Source organism: Microbacterium candidum, from assembly GCF_030315975.1.
Classification (GTDB): Bacteria; Actinomycetota; Actinomycetes; order Actinomycetales; family Microbacteriaceae; genus Microbacterium; species Microbacterium candidum.
On record NZ_JASXSZ010000003.1, the window covers coordinates 224,137 to 238,986 of the forward strand.

General features: G+C 70.5%; 13 protein-coding genes. 10 read left to right on the forward strand and 3 right to left on the reverse strand.

Annotation, left to right across the window (positions count from 1 at the left end; genetic code table 11):
- Positions 1-18: 18 nt before the first annotated feature.
- Positions 19-2,271 carry a RelA/SpoT family protein gene (locus QSV35_RS10490; RefSeq protein ID WP_286288687.1) on the forward strand — a complete coding sequence of 751 codons (2,253 nt, stop codon included), beginning with the start codon at positions 19-21 and terminating at the stop codon, positions 2,269-2,271.
- On the opposite strand, the gene QSV35_RS10495 is transcribed toward QSV35_RS10490, so the two are convergent.
- The 3 genes from QSV35_RS10495 to QSV35_RS10505 form a co-directional block, all read right to left on the reverse strand.
- Positions 2,241-2,801, reverse strand: a complete 561-nt coding sequence (locus QSV35_RS10495; protein ID WP_286288688.1) for a hypothetical protein — start codon at positions 2,799-2,801, stop codon at positions 2,241-2,243. The two genes, QSV35_RS10490 and QSV35_RS10495, sit on opposite strands and share 31 nt — an antisense overlap.
- Positions 2,802-2,863: 62 nt before the next feature.
- A complete protein-coding gene (locus QSV35_RS10500; RefSeq protein ID WP_286288689.1) occupies positions 2,864-4,120 on the reverse strand; it encodes a DUF349 domain-containing protein in 1,257 nt (418 codons plus the stop codon).
- 90 nt (positions 4,121-4,210) lie between these two features.
- Positions 4,211-4,459 carry a dioxygenase gene (locus QSV35_RS10505; protein WP_286288690.1) on the reverse strand — a complete coding sequence of 83 codons (249 nt, stop codon included), beginning with the start codon at positions 4,457-4,459 and terminating at the stop codon, positions 4,211-4,213.
- A 107-nt stretch (positions 4,460-4,566) separates the two neighbouring features.
- Between QSV35_RS10505 and QSV35_RS10510 the strand changes: the two genes are divergently transcribed.
- The 9 genes from QSV35_RS10510 to aroC all read left to right on the forward strand — a co-directional run bounded on the left by QSV35_RS10510 (position 4,567) and on the right by aroC (position 14,847).
- Entirely contained in the window at positions 4,567-5,889 is a 1,323-nt protein-coding gene (locus tag QSV35_RS10510) for a replication-associated recombination protein A (protein WP_286289096.1), read from the forward strand.
- Entirely contained in the window at positions 5,886-6,377 is a 492-nt protein-coding gene (locus tag QSV35_RS10515; protein ID WP_286288691.1) for a DUF2087 domain-containing protein, read from the forward strand. The genes QSV35_RS10510 and QSV35_RS10515 overlap by 4 nt, the downstream gene beginning before the upstream one ends.
- A 195-nt stretch (positions 6,378-6,572) precedes the next feature.
- Entirely contained in the window at positions 6,573-7,202 is a 630-nt protein-coding gene (rpsD, locus tag QSV35_RS10520) for a 30S ribosomal protein S4 (protein WP_286288692.1), read from the forward strand.
- Between the two features lie 176 nt (positions 7,203-7,378).
- A complete protein-coding gene (locus QSV35_RS10525) occupies positions 7,379-7,609 on the forward strand; it encodes an ATPase (protein WP_286288693.1) in 231 nt (76 codons plus the stop codon).
- A gap of 69 nt (positions 7,610-7,678) precedes the next feature.
- Entirely contained in the window at positions 7,679-10,345 is a 2,667-nt protein-coding gene (alaS, locus tag QSV35_RS10530) for an alanine--tRNA ligase (protein ID WP_286288694.1), read from the forward strand.
- A complete protein-coding gene (gene ruvX / locus QSV35_RS10535; RefSeq protein WP_286288695.1) occupies positions 10,342-10,815 on the forward strand; it encodes a Holliday junction resolvase RuvX in 474 nt (157 codons plus the stop codon). The genes alaS and ruvX overlap by 4 nt, the downstream gene beginning before the upstream one ends.
- Positions 10,815-12,722, forward strand: coding sequence for an endolytic transglycosylase MltG (gene mltG, locus QSV35_RS10540; protein WP_286288696.1), 1,908 nt, complete (start codon positions 10,815-10,817; stop codon positions 12,720-12,722). Before ruvX ends, mltG begins: the two co-directional genes overlap by 1 nt.
- Positions 12,716-13,558: a shikimate dehydrogenase family protein gene (locus QSV35_RS10545; protein WP_286289097.1), complete on the forward strand. Its 843-nt coding sequence runs from the start codon at positions 12,716-12,718 to the stop codon at positions 13,556-13,558. The genes mltG and QSV35_RS10545 overlap by 7 nt, the downstream gene beginning before the upstream one ends.
- 77 nt (positions 13,559-13,635) lie before the next feature.
- The gene (gene aroC, locus QSV35_RS10550; protein ID WP_286288697.1) at positions 13,636-14,847 is read left to right on the forward strand and encodes a chorismate synthase; all 1,212 of its coding nucleotides are present in this window, start codon (positions 13,636-13,638) and stop codon (positions 14,845-14,847) included.
- Positions 14,848-14,850: the final 3 nt, after the last annotated feature.

Here is a 14,850-nt window from a genome sequence, read left to right on the forward strand (position 1 = left end):
GAGGGTGGGGGTGACGGGATGACCGAGACCGCCGCTGCCGCTGGGCAGTCCTCTTCGCTGCGCCGTCTGGTTCCGCGTATCTTCTCGCGTTCGGTGCGCCGCGACGGGGTCGACCAGCTGCTGCACACCGTCCGGGCGCACCACCCGAAGGGCGACCTCGCGGTCGTCGAACGGGCGTATGCCGTCGCCGAGCGGGCACACGACGGGCAGGTGCGGCAGAGCGGCGAGCCCTACATCACGCACCCGCTGGCCGTGGCCCAGATCCTCGCGGATCTCGGGCTCGGCCCGCGGGCGATCGCCGCCGCGCTGCTGCACGACACCGTCGAGGACACGGACTACACGCTCGAGGCCCTGGCCGACGAGTTCGGCGACGAGGTCGCCATGCTGGTCGACGGCGTCACCAAGCTCGACAAGGTCAAGTACGGGGAGAGCGCGCAGGCCGAGACGGTCCGCAAGATGATCGTCGCGATGTCCAAGGACATCCGGGTCCTGCTCATCAAGCTCGCCGACCGCCTGCACAACGCGCGCACGTGGGGTTTCGTGCCCCCAGAGAAGGCGCAGAAGAAGGCGACGGAGACCCTCGAGATCTACGCGCCGCTGGCCCATCGCCTCGGCATCCAGACGATCAAGTCCGAACTCGAGGATCTGTCGTTCGCCGTTCTGCACCCGAAGCTCTACGCCGAGATCGAGAGCCTCGTGCGCCAGCGCACGCCGCAGCGCGAGCAGTACGTGCACACCGTCATCGAGTCGGTCGAGACCGACCTGCGCGAGCTGCGCATCCGGGGGAACGTCCTGGGGCGGCCGAAGCAGCTGTACTCCGTCTATCAGAAGATGGTCGTGCGCGGTCGCGAGTTCGACGACATCTACGATCTCATCGGCATCCGCGTCATCGTCGGCACGGTGCGCGACTGCTACGCCGTGCTGGGTGCGATCCACGCGCGCTGGACACCGCTGCCCGGCCGGTTCAAGGACTACATCGCCACGCCGAAGTTCAACCTCTACCAGTCGCTGCACACGACGGTGATCGGGCCTGGCGGCCGCACCGTGGAGATCCAGATCCGTACCCACGAGATGCACCAGCAGGCCGAGTACGGCGTCGCGGCGCACTGGAAGTACAAGGAGCGGATGGCCGGCGGCAAGAGCGACGCCAAGGCCTTCGACACCGACATGGCGTGGCTCGCCCGCATCTCGGACTGGCAGGCGGAGACGGCGGATCCGGGGGAGTTCCTCGATTCGCTGCGCTTCGAGATCGGCGCGAAAGAGGTCTACGTCTTCACGCCGAAGGGGCGCGTGATCGGCCTCCCGTCGGGCGCCACCCCCGTCGACTTCGCCTACGCGGTGCACACCGAGATCGGGCACCGCACGATGGGCGCCAAGGTCAACGGGCGTCTCGTGCCGCTGGAGTCCACGCTGTCCAGCGGCGATGTCGTCGAGGTGTTCACCTCGAAGAACCCGGATGCCGGGCCCAGCCAGGACTGGCTGAGCTTCGTCAAGAGCACGCGTGCGCGGAGCAAGATCCGCGGCTGGTTCACGAAGGAGCGCCGGGAAGAGGCGATCGAGCAGGGCAAGGAGGCGATCGCCCGCGCGATGCGCCGGCAGAACCTTCCGCTGCAGCGGCTCATGAGCCAGGACTCGTTCACCGAGGTGGCGCACCAGCTGCGGTACGAAGACGTCTCCGCGCTGTACGCGGCGGTCGGCGAGGGGCACGTCTCGACGCAGTCGGTCATCGAGAAGGTCACCGCGCTCGTCACCGTCAACGAGACCGTCACCGGTCCGATCGAGCTGCCGCATGTCGGTCGCGCGCGTCAGCAGCGCGCCGGCGACTCCGGTGTCCTCGTGCGCGGAGCCCCTGACATCCTCGTCAAGCTCGCGAAGTGCTGCACGCCCGTTCCGGGCGACCCGATCGTGGGCTTCGTGACGCGCGGGAGCGGCGTGTCCGTGCACCGCGCGGACTGCACCAACGTGAAGTCGCTCATGGCGGATCCGGAGCGCCTCATCGAGGTCGAATGGGCACCGACGTCCAAGAGCATCTTCCTCGTGCAGATCCAGGTGGAGGCCCTCGACCGGTCCGGACTCCTCAGCGACGTCACCCGTGTCCTCAGCGAGCATCACGTCAACATCCTGTCGGCGACCGTGCAGACGACGAACGACCGCCTCGCGCTCAGCCGTTTCGTGTTCGAGATGGGCGACATCGTCCACCTCGACCGCGTCCTGAACGCCGTGCGGCGCATCGACGCGGTCTACGACGTGTACCGTGTGACCTCCTCCTGAATCCGCGCGCGGAGCCGTGCACGCCCTGCGCGCTTCGCCCACACCGGTCCCTGGCGGTCGAGCCACGCCAGCGCGTGAGCGGCGAGGCCCGGTTCGGCATCCGCGAACCGCTCGAACGCCGAGGTGTGCGCCGCATCGTCGACGCGGGCGAGGTCGGCGAGCGTCCGCTCAGGCGTCGTGACGAGCACGCCGCCGATCCGGTGCAGATCGCCGTCGGGCACGCATACATCCCGGTAGTGCGTCCGTGAGTCCACCAGCGCGTGCGCGCGACGCCCGACGGCACGCTGGACCGTGTGCCGCGCCGGCGGTTCGCCGATCGCGCCGTGTACCCATGCCGCGGTCAGGTGCGAGGCGGCGAGGGTGGTTCCGACGACCGGAAGAAGGGATGCGGCGCGCAGCGCCGCGGTCTCCACCGTGTCCGCGGGTGCATAGGCGCAGCCGACTTCGACGACGTGTCCGTCGAGCCGGGCGGCGCACAGCTCCGCCTCCGAGAGCCGATCACCGGGGAAGAAGAGGAACGCGCGATGCATGCACGGAAGTGTGCCGCATCGCGCGTCGCGGCGTTCGCCGCATCCGTCTTCCTGTGGATCAATCAGCCGCCGAGCGCGCGCAGCCAGGTCTTGCGGGCTTCGAGCGCCTCGGATGCCTGCGCGATCGCGGCCTTGTCTCCCGACGCCTGCGCTGCGGCGAGCTCGGCCTCGAGCTTCTCGATGGCCTCCGTCAGCTGCCGCGTCATGTCATTGGCGCGGGCCTTGGTCTCGGGGTTGTTGCGCTTCCAGTCCGAGTCCTCGCGGGTGCGCAGCGCCTGCTCGACCTTGCGGAGCTCGTCGTCGAGCGCGCGCTCCTTGTCGCGCGGGAAGATGCGGCCGATCTCGTCCCAGCGACGCTGGATGCCGGTGAGCAGCGTGCGCGCGGCAGGCAGGCTCTGCTCGTCGGCGACGGCTGCGGCCTCGACCAGAAGCGCACGCTTCTGGTCGATCTTCTCGCGCGACTCCTCCGCCTCCGCGGTCTCGCGGTCGGCGCGCGCGCCGTACAGCGCGTCGCCGGCGGCCTTGAAGCGGGCCCACAGTGCGTCGTCGACCTTCTTGCCTGCGCGACCGGCGCCCTTCCACTGGTCGAGAAGATCGCGGTAGGCGCCGATGCCGTCCTCGCCGCGCGGTGCGAGCGCCTCGGCCTTCTCCACGAGACGCGTCTTGGCGTCACGGGCGGCCTTGTGGGTCTCGTCGAGCTCGGCGTAGAACTCGCGGCGGTGCTTGTCGACGGTCGCGCGAGCGTCGCGGAATCGCTTCCAGAGCTGCTGGGCGACGGACTTCGGCAGGCGCGGGCCGTTCTGCTGCTGGGACTGCCACTGGTCGAAGAGCGAGGTCATCTCGGCGCCGGCCTGGCGCCACTGGACCGTGCGGGGGTCGCGAGCGGCCAGTGCCTCGGCCTGCTCGACGAGCACGGTGCGCTCCCGGATCGCCTCGTCGACGGCCTCGCGGGCGGCGGCGGCTTCTGTCTCGGTGGCGGCGGACAGCTCAGCGACGAGCGCCTCGAGGCGGGCGTCGAGCGACGCGAGATCCCCGACGGCGGCAGCGCCCGAGACCTTGCCGCGCAGCGTCGAGGCCGTGGAGCGGAGGTCGGATGCGGACGCACCGCCACGGCGGTGGCGGACCTCGAGGAGCGTGACCTCACCGGCGAGGTCGGTGTACTTGCGCTCGTAGTAGGCGAGGGCCTCTTCGGCCGACCCGTCGGGGTACTGGCCGACGACGCGCCACTCTGCGCCTTCGCGCACCGACACGGTGCCGTCTTCTTCGACGCGGCCCCAGGGCTCGGTCTGGTCGGGGGTGGATTCTGCCGTTGCAGTCACGGGGTGCACCTCGTCGCGGCGCCAGGCGCCTGTCGGGGGGGAATGGACGGATCTCAGCCTAGTACGCCGGTCACGGCGCTCCGAGGTCGCTCAGGACGCGCTCGGCGCGGGCGACGGCGTGCTCGACGGCGACGGGTGCGAGGCGCCCGGTCCGGCCGTGAAGTAGAGGATCTGCCCGCCGAGGATCGCAAGGATCAGGATGCCGCCTGCGACACCTGCGATGACATCGTCGCGGGTGCGTCGGCGGACCTGACCGTCGTGGAACTCCTTGCGCGCGAGATACGCACGATTGCGATCGCGCACCTCACGGTCTGCGCGCCCCTTGCCGCCAGTGGCCACGTGTCCTCCTTCGCACCGCCCGTTGCGGGCGGGACGATCCTATTAGCCGTCCGCAGGTCGGCAAAAAGCCGGGTGTCGGCGCCGCCGGATAGCCTGGACGGGTGACCATGCCGACCGCGCTCTTCCAGGGGCAGACGCCCCTTGCGGTGCGCATGCGGCCCACATCGCTGGAGGAGGTCGCCGGTCAGGCGCACCTGTTGAAGCCGGGGTCTCCGATCCGCGCTCTCGCGCAGGCGGATGCGGCGGCATCCACCCCGGTGTCCGTCATCCTGTGGGGCCCTCCGGGCACGGGGAAGACGACGCTCGCCCAGGCGATCGCCCGCACGTCCGGCCGCCGATTCGTCGAGCTCTCGGCCGTCACCGCGGGCGTCCGCGACGTCCGCGAGGTGATGCAGGAGGCGCTCACCCAGCGCGATCTGTACGGCGTGTCGACGATCCTGTTCCTGGACGAGATCCACCGGTTCACGAAGGCGCAGCAGGACGCGCTGCTCCCGGGCGTCGAGAACGGATGGGTGGTCCTCATCGCGGCCACGACGGAGAACCCGTCGTTCTCGGTCATCTCCCCGCTCCTGTCGCGCTCTCTTCTGCTCACCCTCCAGCCGCTCTCCGACGACGATCTGGGAGCGCTCGTCGATCGGGCCGTGACCGATCCGCGCGGCCTGAACGGATCGGTGGAACTCGCCGACGATGCCCGTGCGGCGCTCGTGCGGCTGGCATCCGGCGACGCGCGCCGCGCACTGACCGCCCTCGAGGCGGCCGCGACCATCACGCTCGGGACGACGGACGACGACTCCGTCCCGCTGGTGACGGCGGAAGCCATCGCGCAGGCCGTCGACCGTGCCCTGCTCCGTTATGACCGGCAGGGCGACGAGCACTACGACGTCATCAGTGCATTCATCAAGTCGATCCGCGGCTCGGATGTGGACGCGGCGGTCCATTACCTCGCGCGCATGATCGAGGCGGGAGAGGACCCGCGCTTCATCGCGCGGCGGCTCGTGATCTCCGCCGCAGAAGACATCGGCCTCGCCGACCCGCAGGCGCTGCAGATCGCCGTAGCAGCGGCTGACGCGGTCGCCTTCATCGGGATGCCGGAGGGCCGCATCCCGCTCGCCGAGGCGACGGTCTACCTCGCGACGACCGCGAAGTCGAACGCCGCCTACCTCGCGATCGATCAGGCCATCGCGGACGTGCGCAAGGGCGGCTTCGGGCGCGTGCCCGTGCACCTGCGCGACGCCCACTATCCGGGCGCCAAGCGTCTCGGGCACGGCAAGGGGTACGTCTACCCGCACGACAGCGACATCGGGATCGTTCCTCAGCAGTACCTCCCGGACGACCTCCGCGGCCGCCGGTACTACGAGCCGACCGCGCACGGGCAGGAGCGCGACGTGCAGGCGCGGCTCGAGAAGATCCGAAGGATCCTCGAGGCATGACGGCGGGCGATTGGCGGCCGATCGTCGCCGCGCTGGCGAACCCCGATACGAGGGCGGTGTTCGCGGAGATCGTGCTGGGTGCCGACGATCCGGGCGCGGGCCTCAGCCCGTCGCGACGCGGGCACGCGCTCGACCGGCTGCGTTCGGCAGGAGTGATCGACGACGAGGGGATGCTGGATGCCGGGGCTTTCGCGCGCGTTCTGGCTGCGGCGCCGAAGCGCGAGCGCCCGACGGGTGTGGATCGCTTCCTGGACGCCGACGGGCGGATCGACCGCTATCCGTCGAACGCGGCTGAGCGCGAGGCGCTGTTCGCCCACATCGCGACGCACGTGCTGGCAGCCGGAGAGGTCGTCGACGAGCGCGAACTCACCGAACGACTGACGCGATTCACCGGCGATCCGGCAGGCCTCCGCCGCCACCTGGTGGATGCCGGAATCGTCGAGCGCACCCGTTCCGGCTCGGAGTACGCGCTCGCCCGCGTGCTCTAGACAGCCGCGGAGCGCGGAATCAGGGGCGCGGCATCCCCTCTGGTAGACTTGAGCGGCTCGAAACCGAGTTTTCGGGCATCCCCTCTCTTCTGGATACCTTTCGGCATGCCCCGGCGTGCAGTCCGGACAGGGCGAAGACAGGCGATACGTCCGCGAGCCGTGATCGACACGGCCGCGTCAAGGAAGGAACACTTCGTGGTCACGAAGTCCCAGGACCGCCGCAAGGTGCGTCTGTCCCGCGCCCTCGGCGTCGCGCTCACCCCGAAGGCCGCCCGCTACCTCGAGAAGCGTCCCTACGCTCCGGGCGAGCACGGCCGCACCAAGCGCAAGCAGGACAGCGACTACGCCGTCCGCCTCCGCGAGAAGCAGCGTCTGCGCGAGCAGTACGGCATCCGCGAGAAGCAGATGCGCAACACGTTCAACGAGGCCCGCCGCAAGGACGGCCTGACCGGTGAGAACCTGGTCGAGCTCCTCGAGATGCGTCTGGACGCGCTCGTGCTCCGTTCCGGCTTCGCCCGCACCACGGCGCAGGCGCGCCAGCTGGTCGTGCACCGCCACATCATGGTCGACGGCCAGCTCGTCGACCGCCCGTCGTTCCGTGTGAAGCCGGGCCAGCTCATCCACGTCAAGCCGCGCAGCGAGGGCACCGAGCCCTTCCAGGTCGCAGCCGCCGGCGGCCACGCCGACGTCCTGCCGCCCGTGCCGGCCTACCTCGAGGTCGAGCTCGACAAGCTCCAGGCGCGTCTCGTGCGTCGCCCGAAGCGCGTCGAGGTCCCCGTGGTCTGTGACGTCCAGCTGGTCGTCGAGTACTACGCGGCCCGCTAGGGCCGCGGCCGGACACGGCGCGCGAAGCGCCGCGTCCGAATGAGCACAGTCCGCTTCGTGGGTTGCCTGCTCAAGCCAACCATCAGGAGGGGTGCCGGGTTCTACCCGGCGCCCCTCTTGCGTTCTCGCCTACGATGGGGGGAGCCGCGCCCGCGGCGCGACGCGAAGGAGTTGTTGTGAAGAGCTTCCTGTGGTTCGTGATCGGCGTTCTCGGCGGCTTCGTCGCCGCGCACTACGTCAACAAGGACCCGCGCGGACGCGACGCGCTCGCCGAACTCGACGCCCGCATCACGGAGTTCACCGACCGGATGACGGACGCGTACCGGGCGCAGGAGGCCTCTTTTTCGGGAAGCCCTGCTTCCGGCGACGAGGACGACGCTTCCGAACGTCCGGCTTCCGCCCTCTGAACACCGCTTCCGTCGCTGCACGCCGTGCGGCGACCTGCTTCGACTCTGCCTTGAGGAATCCGCACCGCCATGAAGACCGCTGAGATCGCGAAGCGCTATCTCGACTACTTCGAGAAGAACGACCACACCATCGTGCCGTCGGCGTCGCTCGTGAGCGACGACCCGTCGATCCTGTTCACGATCGCGGGCATGGTGCCGTTCATCCCGTACCTCACGGGCGTGGTCCCGGCGCCCTACGCGCGCGCCGCCGACGTGCAGAAGTGCATCCGCACGAACGACATCGAGGAGGTCGGCAAGACCGCCCGCCACGGCACGTTCTTCCAGATGCTCGGCAACTGGTCCTTCGGCGACTACTTCAAGGAAGGCGCGATCGGCTACGCGTGGGAGCTGCTCACGTCGCCTGAGGCCGACGGCGGCCTCGCCTTCGACGAGCGCGACCTCTGGGTCACGGTCTATGAGGACGACGACGAGGCCGCGGCGCTGTGGCAGAAGGTCGCGGGGCTGCCGCCCGAGCGCATCCAGCGCATGGGCAAGGACGACAACTACTGGTCGACCGGACAGCCCGGCCCCGCGGGCCCGTGCTCGGAGATCTACTTCGACCGCGGACCCAAGTACGGCCGCGACGGCGGACCGGCGGTCGACGACAACCGCTTCACCGAGATCTGGAACCTGGTCTTCATGCAGGATCTGATCGCGGACGTGAAGAGCAAGACCGACTTCACGATCGTCGGCGAGCTGCCGCAGAAGAACATCGACACCGGCATGGGCCTGGAGCGCGTCGCGTTCATCAAGCAGGGCGTCGAGAACATGTACGAGATCGACCAGGTGCGTCCGGTGCTCGACCGTGCGGTCGAGCTCACCGGCCGCCGCTACGGCGCCGAGCACGAAGACGACGTCCGGTACCGCGTCATCGCGGACCACGTGCGCTCCTCCCTGATGCTGCTGTCGGACGGCGTCACGCCGTCGAACGAGGGGCGCGGCTACATCCTGCGCCGCCTCATGCGGCGCTCGATCCGTGCGATGCGCCTCCTCGGCTACGAGGGCGCGTCGTTCCCCGAGCTGTTCACCGCCTCGCGCGACGCGATGTCCTCGGCGTACCCGGTGGTCGTCGACGACTGGGCCCGCATCTCGCAGTACGCCTACGCGGAGGAAGAGACCTTCCTGCGCACGCTCGCGTCGGGCTCGACGATCCTCGACCTCGCCATCGGACAGACGAAGGATGCCGGTGCCGCGGCGCTGGCGGGCAAGGAGGCGTTCCTCCTCCACGACACGTACGGCTTCCCGATCGACCTCACGCTCGAGGTCGCGGAGGAAGCCGGGCTCTCCGTCGACCGTGCCGCGTTCGATCAGCTGATGCTCGAGCAGAAGACGCGCGCGAAGGCGGACGCCAAGTCGCGCAAGCGCGCGATCGCCGACCTGAGCGTCTACCGCGACTTCCGCGCGCAGGGCGAGACGGTGTTCACCGGCTACTCGGACCTCGAGACGGAGTCGAGCGTGCTCGGCCTGCTCGTCGACGGGCTACCGGTGCCGCGGGCCACGCAGGGGCAGATCGCCGAAGTCATCCTGGCCGAGACGGCGCTGTACGCCGAGTCCGGCGGCCAGGTCGCCGACAAGGGCGTCATCGTCGGTCCGGGCTACGAGCTCGAAGTGCTCGATGTGCAGAAGCCGGTCCCCGGTCTCGTCAGCCACACCGTCGAGGTGACGAGCGGCGAGGTCGGCGTCGGGCAGGCGGCGACGTCCGTGGTGGATGCCGCGAACCGCCGTGCTGCGCGTCAGGCGCACTCGGCGACGCACCTCGTGCACGCCGCTCTCCGTGACACCCTCGGCAAGACCGCGACCCAGGCGGGTTCGCTGAACCGCGCCGGGTATCTCCGGTTCGACTTCGCATGGGGCCAGTCGCTGTCCGCCGACACGAAGACCGAGATCGAGGAGATCGCCAACAACGCGGTCCACGACAACCTCGAGGTGACGACGCGCGTGCTGTCGCTGACCGAGGCCAAGGAGCTCGGCGCGATGGCGCTCTTCGGCGAGAAGTACGGCGACACCGTGCGCATGGTCGACATCGGCGGCCCGTGGTCGCGCGAGCTCTGCGCGGGCACGCACGTGTCGACGAGCGCCGAGATCGGGATCATCAGCCTCGTCGGCGAGTCGTCCGTCGGCGCGTCGAACCGTCGGGTCGAGGCTCTAGTCGGCCAGGACGCGTTCCGCGACCTCGCCGCCGAGCGGGCGATCGTGTCGCAGCTGACGTCGACGCTGAAGACCCCGCGGGACAGTCTGCCCGCTCGCATCGCCGAGCTCACGGCGAGCCTGAAGGCCGCCGAGAAGAAGATCGCCGCCTTCGAGGCGAAGGCCCTGGGCGAGCGCGTCCCCGCTCTCGTGGAGTCCGCGACGAGCGCCGGCGCGTTCCGCGTCGTGGCGCAGTCCGTCGGCCGTGCCGCGTCGGCGGACGACCTGCGCGATCTCGTGCTGCAGGTCCGGGAGCGTCTCGGCTCCGAGGCGGCGGTCGTGGCGCTCGGCGCCGAGGTGGGGGACCGCCCGGTCGTCATCGTCGCGACGACGGAAGCCGCACGCGACCGGGGCGCGAAGGCGGGTGTCCTCGCGAAGACAGCGGCCGGTCTCCTCGGTGGAGGCGGCGGCGGTCGCGACGACGTCGCACAGGGTGGCGGGACGGATGTCTCGGCCCTGCCAGGGGCGTTGGATGCGGTCGTGCGCGGTGTGGAGGCGACGGGCGCGTGACCGGGTTCCGCCGGGGCGTTCGGCTCGGCGTCGACGTGGGCAAGGCCCGGGTCGGCGTCGCGCGCTGCGACCCCGACGGCATGCTCGCCACTCCTGTCGAGACCGTGCCCCGGTCGGATGCATCCGTCGCCCGCATCCTCGAGCTCGCCGACGAGTACAGTGCGTTCGAGCTCGTGGTCGGACTTCCGCTCAATATGAGCGGAGACGACACGCCGTCGACGCAGGATGCCAGGGAATTCGCGGCTGCGCTGGCTTCCGCGTCATCGCGGGGCGTACGGTTGGTCGACGAGCGGCTCAGCACCGTGTCGGCCCACGCGGCGCTGCGCGGCTCAGGGAGATCCCAACGTTCGTCTCGTAGCATTGTTGACCAGGTCGCCGCGGTGATCCTCCTGCAGCAGGCGCTCGACGTCGAGAAAAGCAGCGGGAGCGCTCCCGGCGAAACCGTCGAACCCGCCCAGGAGCCCACCTGATGCCCGAACCCACGTCGTACGACGATCCTTTCGAGGGGATCTTCGGCGACCGCCAGACGGCGCGCCCCGGATCCACGTCGATGACGGCACCCGGACCCGTGCGCACTCCTCAACCCGCGCCCCTCGCGTCGACGGGCCCGTTCGGGAGCCCGCAGGCCGCTGCGGTGCCCACCCGCGAGACGGCGCCAGCGAGCCGGCAGACCACGGTTCCGCAGAGTGCCGCGACGCTGCCGGATGAAGGGGCGGCTGCTGCCGATGCTCCCGCGCCGGGCTCGCGCCGCGCCGCGCGCGAGGCCGCGGCCCGCGCGACCGGCGAGGTGCCGACGCAGTCGGGCGCCACCCCTGCCGTACCACAGACAGCGTTCCCGGTGCCGATGCCGGCGACTGCTCCGGCAGATGAGCCGTCGGGTTTCACGCCGCTTCCGCTGCGACCGGTCCGCAGCTTCCCCGACCCGCTGAGCGATGAGATCGACGACACCGACGATCCGTTCTCGTCGGTGCGCGACACCGACGAACCGGGGCCCATGCGGACGCCGAATCGCGCAGCGGACAGCGGCCCGATCACGCAGACGCCGACCGCGATCCTGCCCCAGGCGGGGCGGACGGCGGAGGCCGTGCAGCCCGCGCCCGCGGTGCAGCCGACGGCATTCGATCTGCTCCTGCCCGTGCGAGACGCGGCAGCCGCGGCGGCATCCGCCCCCGTCCGATCGGCGCCGGAGCCCGCTGCGGCGACACTCGACGACCTCTTCGCGACTGCCGGAGGTCCGCCCTCGGGAGGCGGCAAGGGCAAGGGCAAAGGCAAGGGCGGCGGTTCGCGCGGTCACAGCCGAGCCGGCGGCTGGGTCATCCTCGGGATCGTCGTGGTCCTCATCGGCGGACTGGTGGCCGGAGGGTTCGCCGTGTGGAACTCGCCGGTGGGCGGCAAGGTGCGCGAGGTCATGGGGTGGACCGAGCCGATCGACTACGCGTCGGGCCTCGCTCACGGCGAGGCGCTCGTGACCATCAACGACGGCGACAACGGCAAGAACGTGTCCACGGCGCTCAGCAACGCGGGCGTGACGAAGACCTCGCAGGCGTTCTATCAGTACCTCGTGAAGTCGGGTCAGAACCCGACGTTCTACCCGGGTGTGTACAAGCTGCAGAAGGAGATGACGTCCGCTGCCGCCTTGAAGGCGCTCGAGGACCCGTCGACGAAGCTGCAGAACACCGCGCTCCTGCGCGAGGGGCTCACGGAGGACCAGATCCTCAAGAACCTGTCCGGGAGCCTGAAGATCCCGCTCGACCAGCTCCAGGCGGCGGCCGCGAAGCCCGCCGACTACGGCGTCACGGCGCAGAGTCTCGAAGGCTGGCTGTTCCCCGCGCAGTACACCTTCGGACCCGGCGTGACGGCGCAGCAGGTCATCAAGAAGATGGTCGACCGCACGGTTCAGTCGCTGGACAAGGCCGGTGTGCCGGTCGCGGATCGTGAGCGCGTCCTCATCGTCGCGTCGATCATCCAGCGCGAGGCGCGCAATACGCAGGACTTCTACAAGGTCTCGCGCGTCATCGAGAACCGCCTGCAGCCGAACAACAAGGAGACGTTCGGCAAGCTGCAGATGGACTCGACGGCGCAGTACGGCTACGGGTCGCTCCACAACGGAACGGCGAGCTCGTCCGCAGAGGCTCTGAAGGACCCGAACCCGTGGAACACGTATGTGCACGCGGGGCTTCCGATCGGGCCGATCTCGAGCCCCGGCGACCTCGCGATCGACGCCGCGATGCACCCGGTGGACGGACCGTGGCTGTACTTCACGACCGTCAACATGGACACGGGCGAGACCGTCTTCTCCACGACGTACGCGGACCAGCAGAAGGCCGTGCAGCAGATGCGCACGTGGTGCACGGCGCACCCGAACTCGGGATGCTGACGCCCGTCGGCGCCCGGCTGGAGGTGTGGGGCGACCCCATCGCACACAGCCGCTCACCGCTGCTGCATGCGGCCGCCTACGCGGCACTCGGTCTCGACTGGTCGTACGGCCGTCGGCGCGTCGACGAGGAATCGTTCGCCGGCGAGCTGGCGGGACTGGACGCCTCCTTCCGCGGGCTGTCGCTCACGATGCCGCTGAAGGGCGTCGCGCGCGCCGCATCCGTCACCCTCGACCGGCCGGCCGACCTGACCGGCGCGGTGAACACGCTGCTGATCTCAGACGACGGCCCGCGCGGGTTCAACACGGACGTCGGCGGAATCGTCCAGGACCTCCGCGAACACGGGATCGATGCACCGCCGCGGGCTCGCATCGTCGGCGCGGGGGCGACGGCGACCTCCGCCGTCGTCGCGCTCGCCGAACTCGGCGCCGAGCAGGTCGACGTCGTCGCGCGCCGACCCGAGGCCGCGGCATCCCTCGCTGCATTCGGCGGACGTCTCGGGATGCGGGTGTCCGCCTCCGCCCTCGATGCCGGGGCCTTCACGCAGGGCGACGTGACGATCTCGACTCTGCCTGGAGACGCCCCGATCGCCGGGGAGGCGGCCCAGGCCCTCGCCGAGGCCGGGGGCCTCCTGTACGACGTCGTCTACGGGCATTGGCCGACGGCTCTGGCCCTCGCGTGGGAGCGGCACGGGAATCAGGCCGTCTGGGGACTGGGGATGCTGCTGCACCAGGCCCTCCTGCAGGTGCGCGTCTTCGTGCACGGCGACCCGGCGGTGCCGCTCGCCGACGAGGAGCACGTCCTGGCCGCGATGCGGGCGTCGATCGCCGTCGATTGACGCTCATAGCCGTGATGGCCGCGCCCGCGGCCGTCACAGGCGCGAGGGCGGCGGCGCGGTCGTGGGAGACTGGAGCAATGCTCCGCGTGCTCACGGCCGGTGAATCCCACGGCCCCGAACTCGTCGCCGTCATGGAGGGTCTGCCTGCCGGCGTCCCCGTGTCGTCCGACGCCATCCGCGCCGACCTCGCCCGCCGGAAGCTCGGCTACGGGCGCGGTTCCCGCATGAAGTTCGAAGAGGACGAGCTGACGATCTCGTCGGGCGTCCGGCACGGCTACACGCTCGGAAGCCCGATCGCGCTGCGCATCGGCAACACCGAGTGGCCCAAGTGGGTCGAGGTGATGAGCCCGGATCCCGTGGAGCTCACCGACAAGTCGCGCGGCCGCAGCGCCGCGCTGACGCGCCCGCGTCCGGGCCACGCCGACCTCGTCGGCATGCAGAAGTACGGGTTCGACGAGGCCCGCCCGATCCTGGAGCGCGCGAGCGCCCGCGAGACGGCCGCACGCGTCGCCCTCGGCGCCCTGGCCCGTGGCTTCCTCGGCGAGCTGGGCATCGGTCTCGTGAGCCACACGCTGTCGATCGGCCCCGTGCAGGTCCCCGACGGCTCGCCGCTGCCGACGCCCGGCGACGTCGACGCACTCGACGCCGATCCGCTGCGCTGCTTCGACGCCGCGACGTCGGCACGCATGGTCGCGGAGGTCGACGACGCCCGCAAGGACGGCGACACGCTCGGCGGCATCGTCGAAGTGCTCGCGTACGGCCTGCCGCCGGGGCTCGGCTCCCACGTGCAGTGGGACCGCCGCCTGGACGCGAAGCTCGCACAGGCGCTCATGAGCATCCAGGCCATCAAGGGCGTCGAGGTCGGCGACGGCTTCGAGACGACCCGCCGCCGCGGCTCCGCCGCCCACGACGAGCTCTTCGTGACGGATGACGGCATCACGCGCTCGTCCGATCGCGCCGGCGGCACGGAGGGCGGCATGTCGACGGGTACGGTCCTGCGCGTGCGCGCCGGGATGAAGCCGATCGCGACGGTGCCTCACGCGCTGCGGACCGTGGATGTCGCGACGGGGGAGACGGCGTCCGCCCACCACCAGCGCTCCGATGTGTGCGCGGTCCCCGCCGCCGGCGTCGTCGCGGAGGCCATGGTCGCCGTCGTCCTCGCCGACGTCGTGCTGGAGAAGTTCGGCGGAGACAACGTCGCCGAGACGCGCCGCAACCTCGAGTCGTACCTGGCGTCGATCCCGGAGGCGCTGCGCAGCACGGCGGCGAGCGACGCCGCCCTGCTGTGAGCG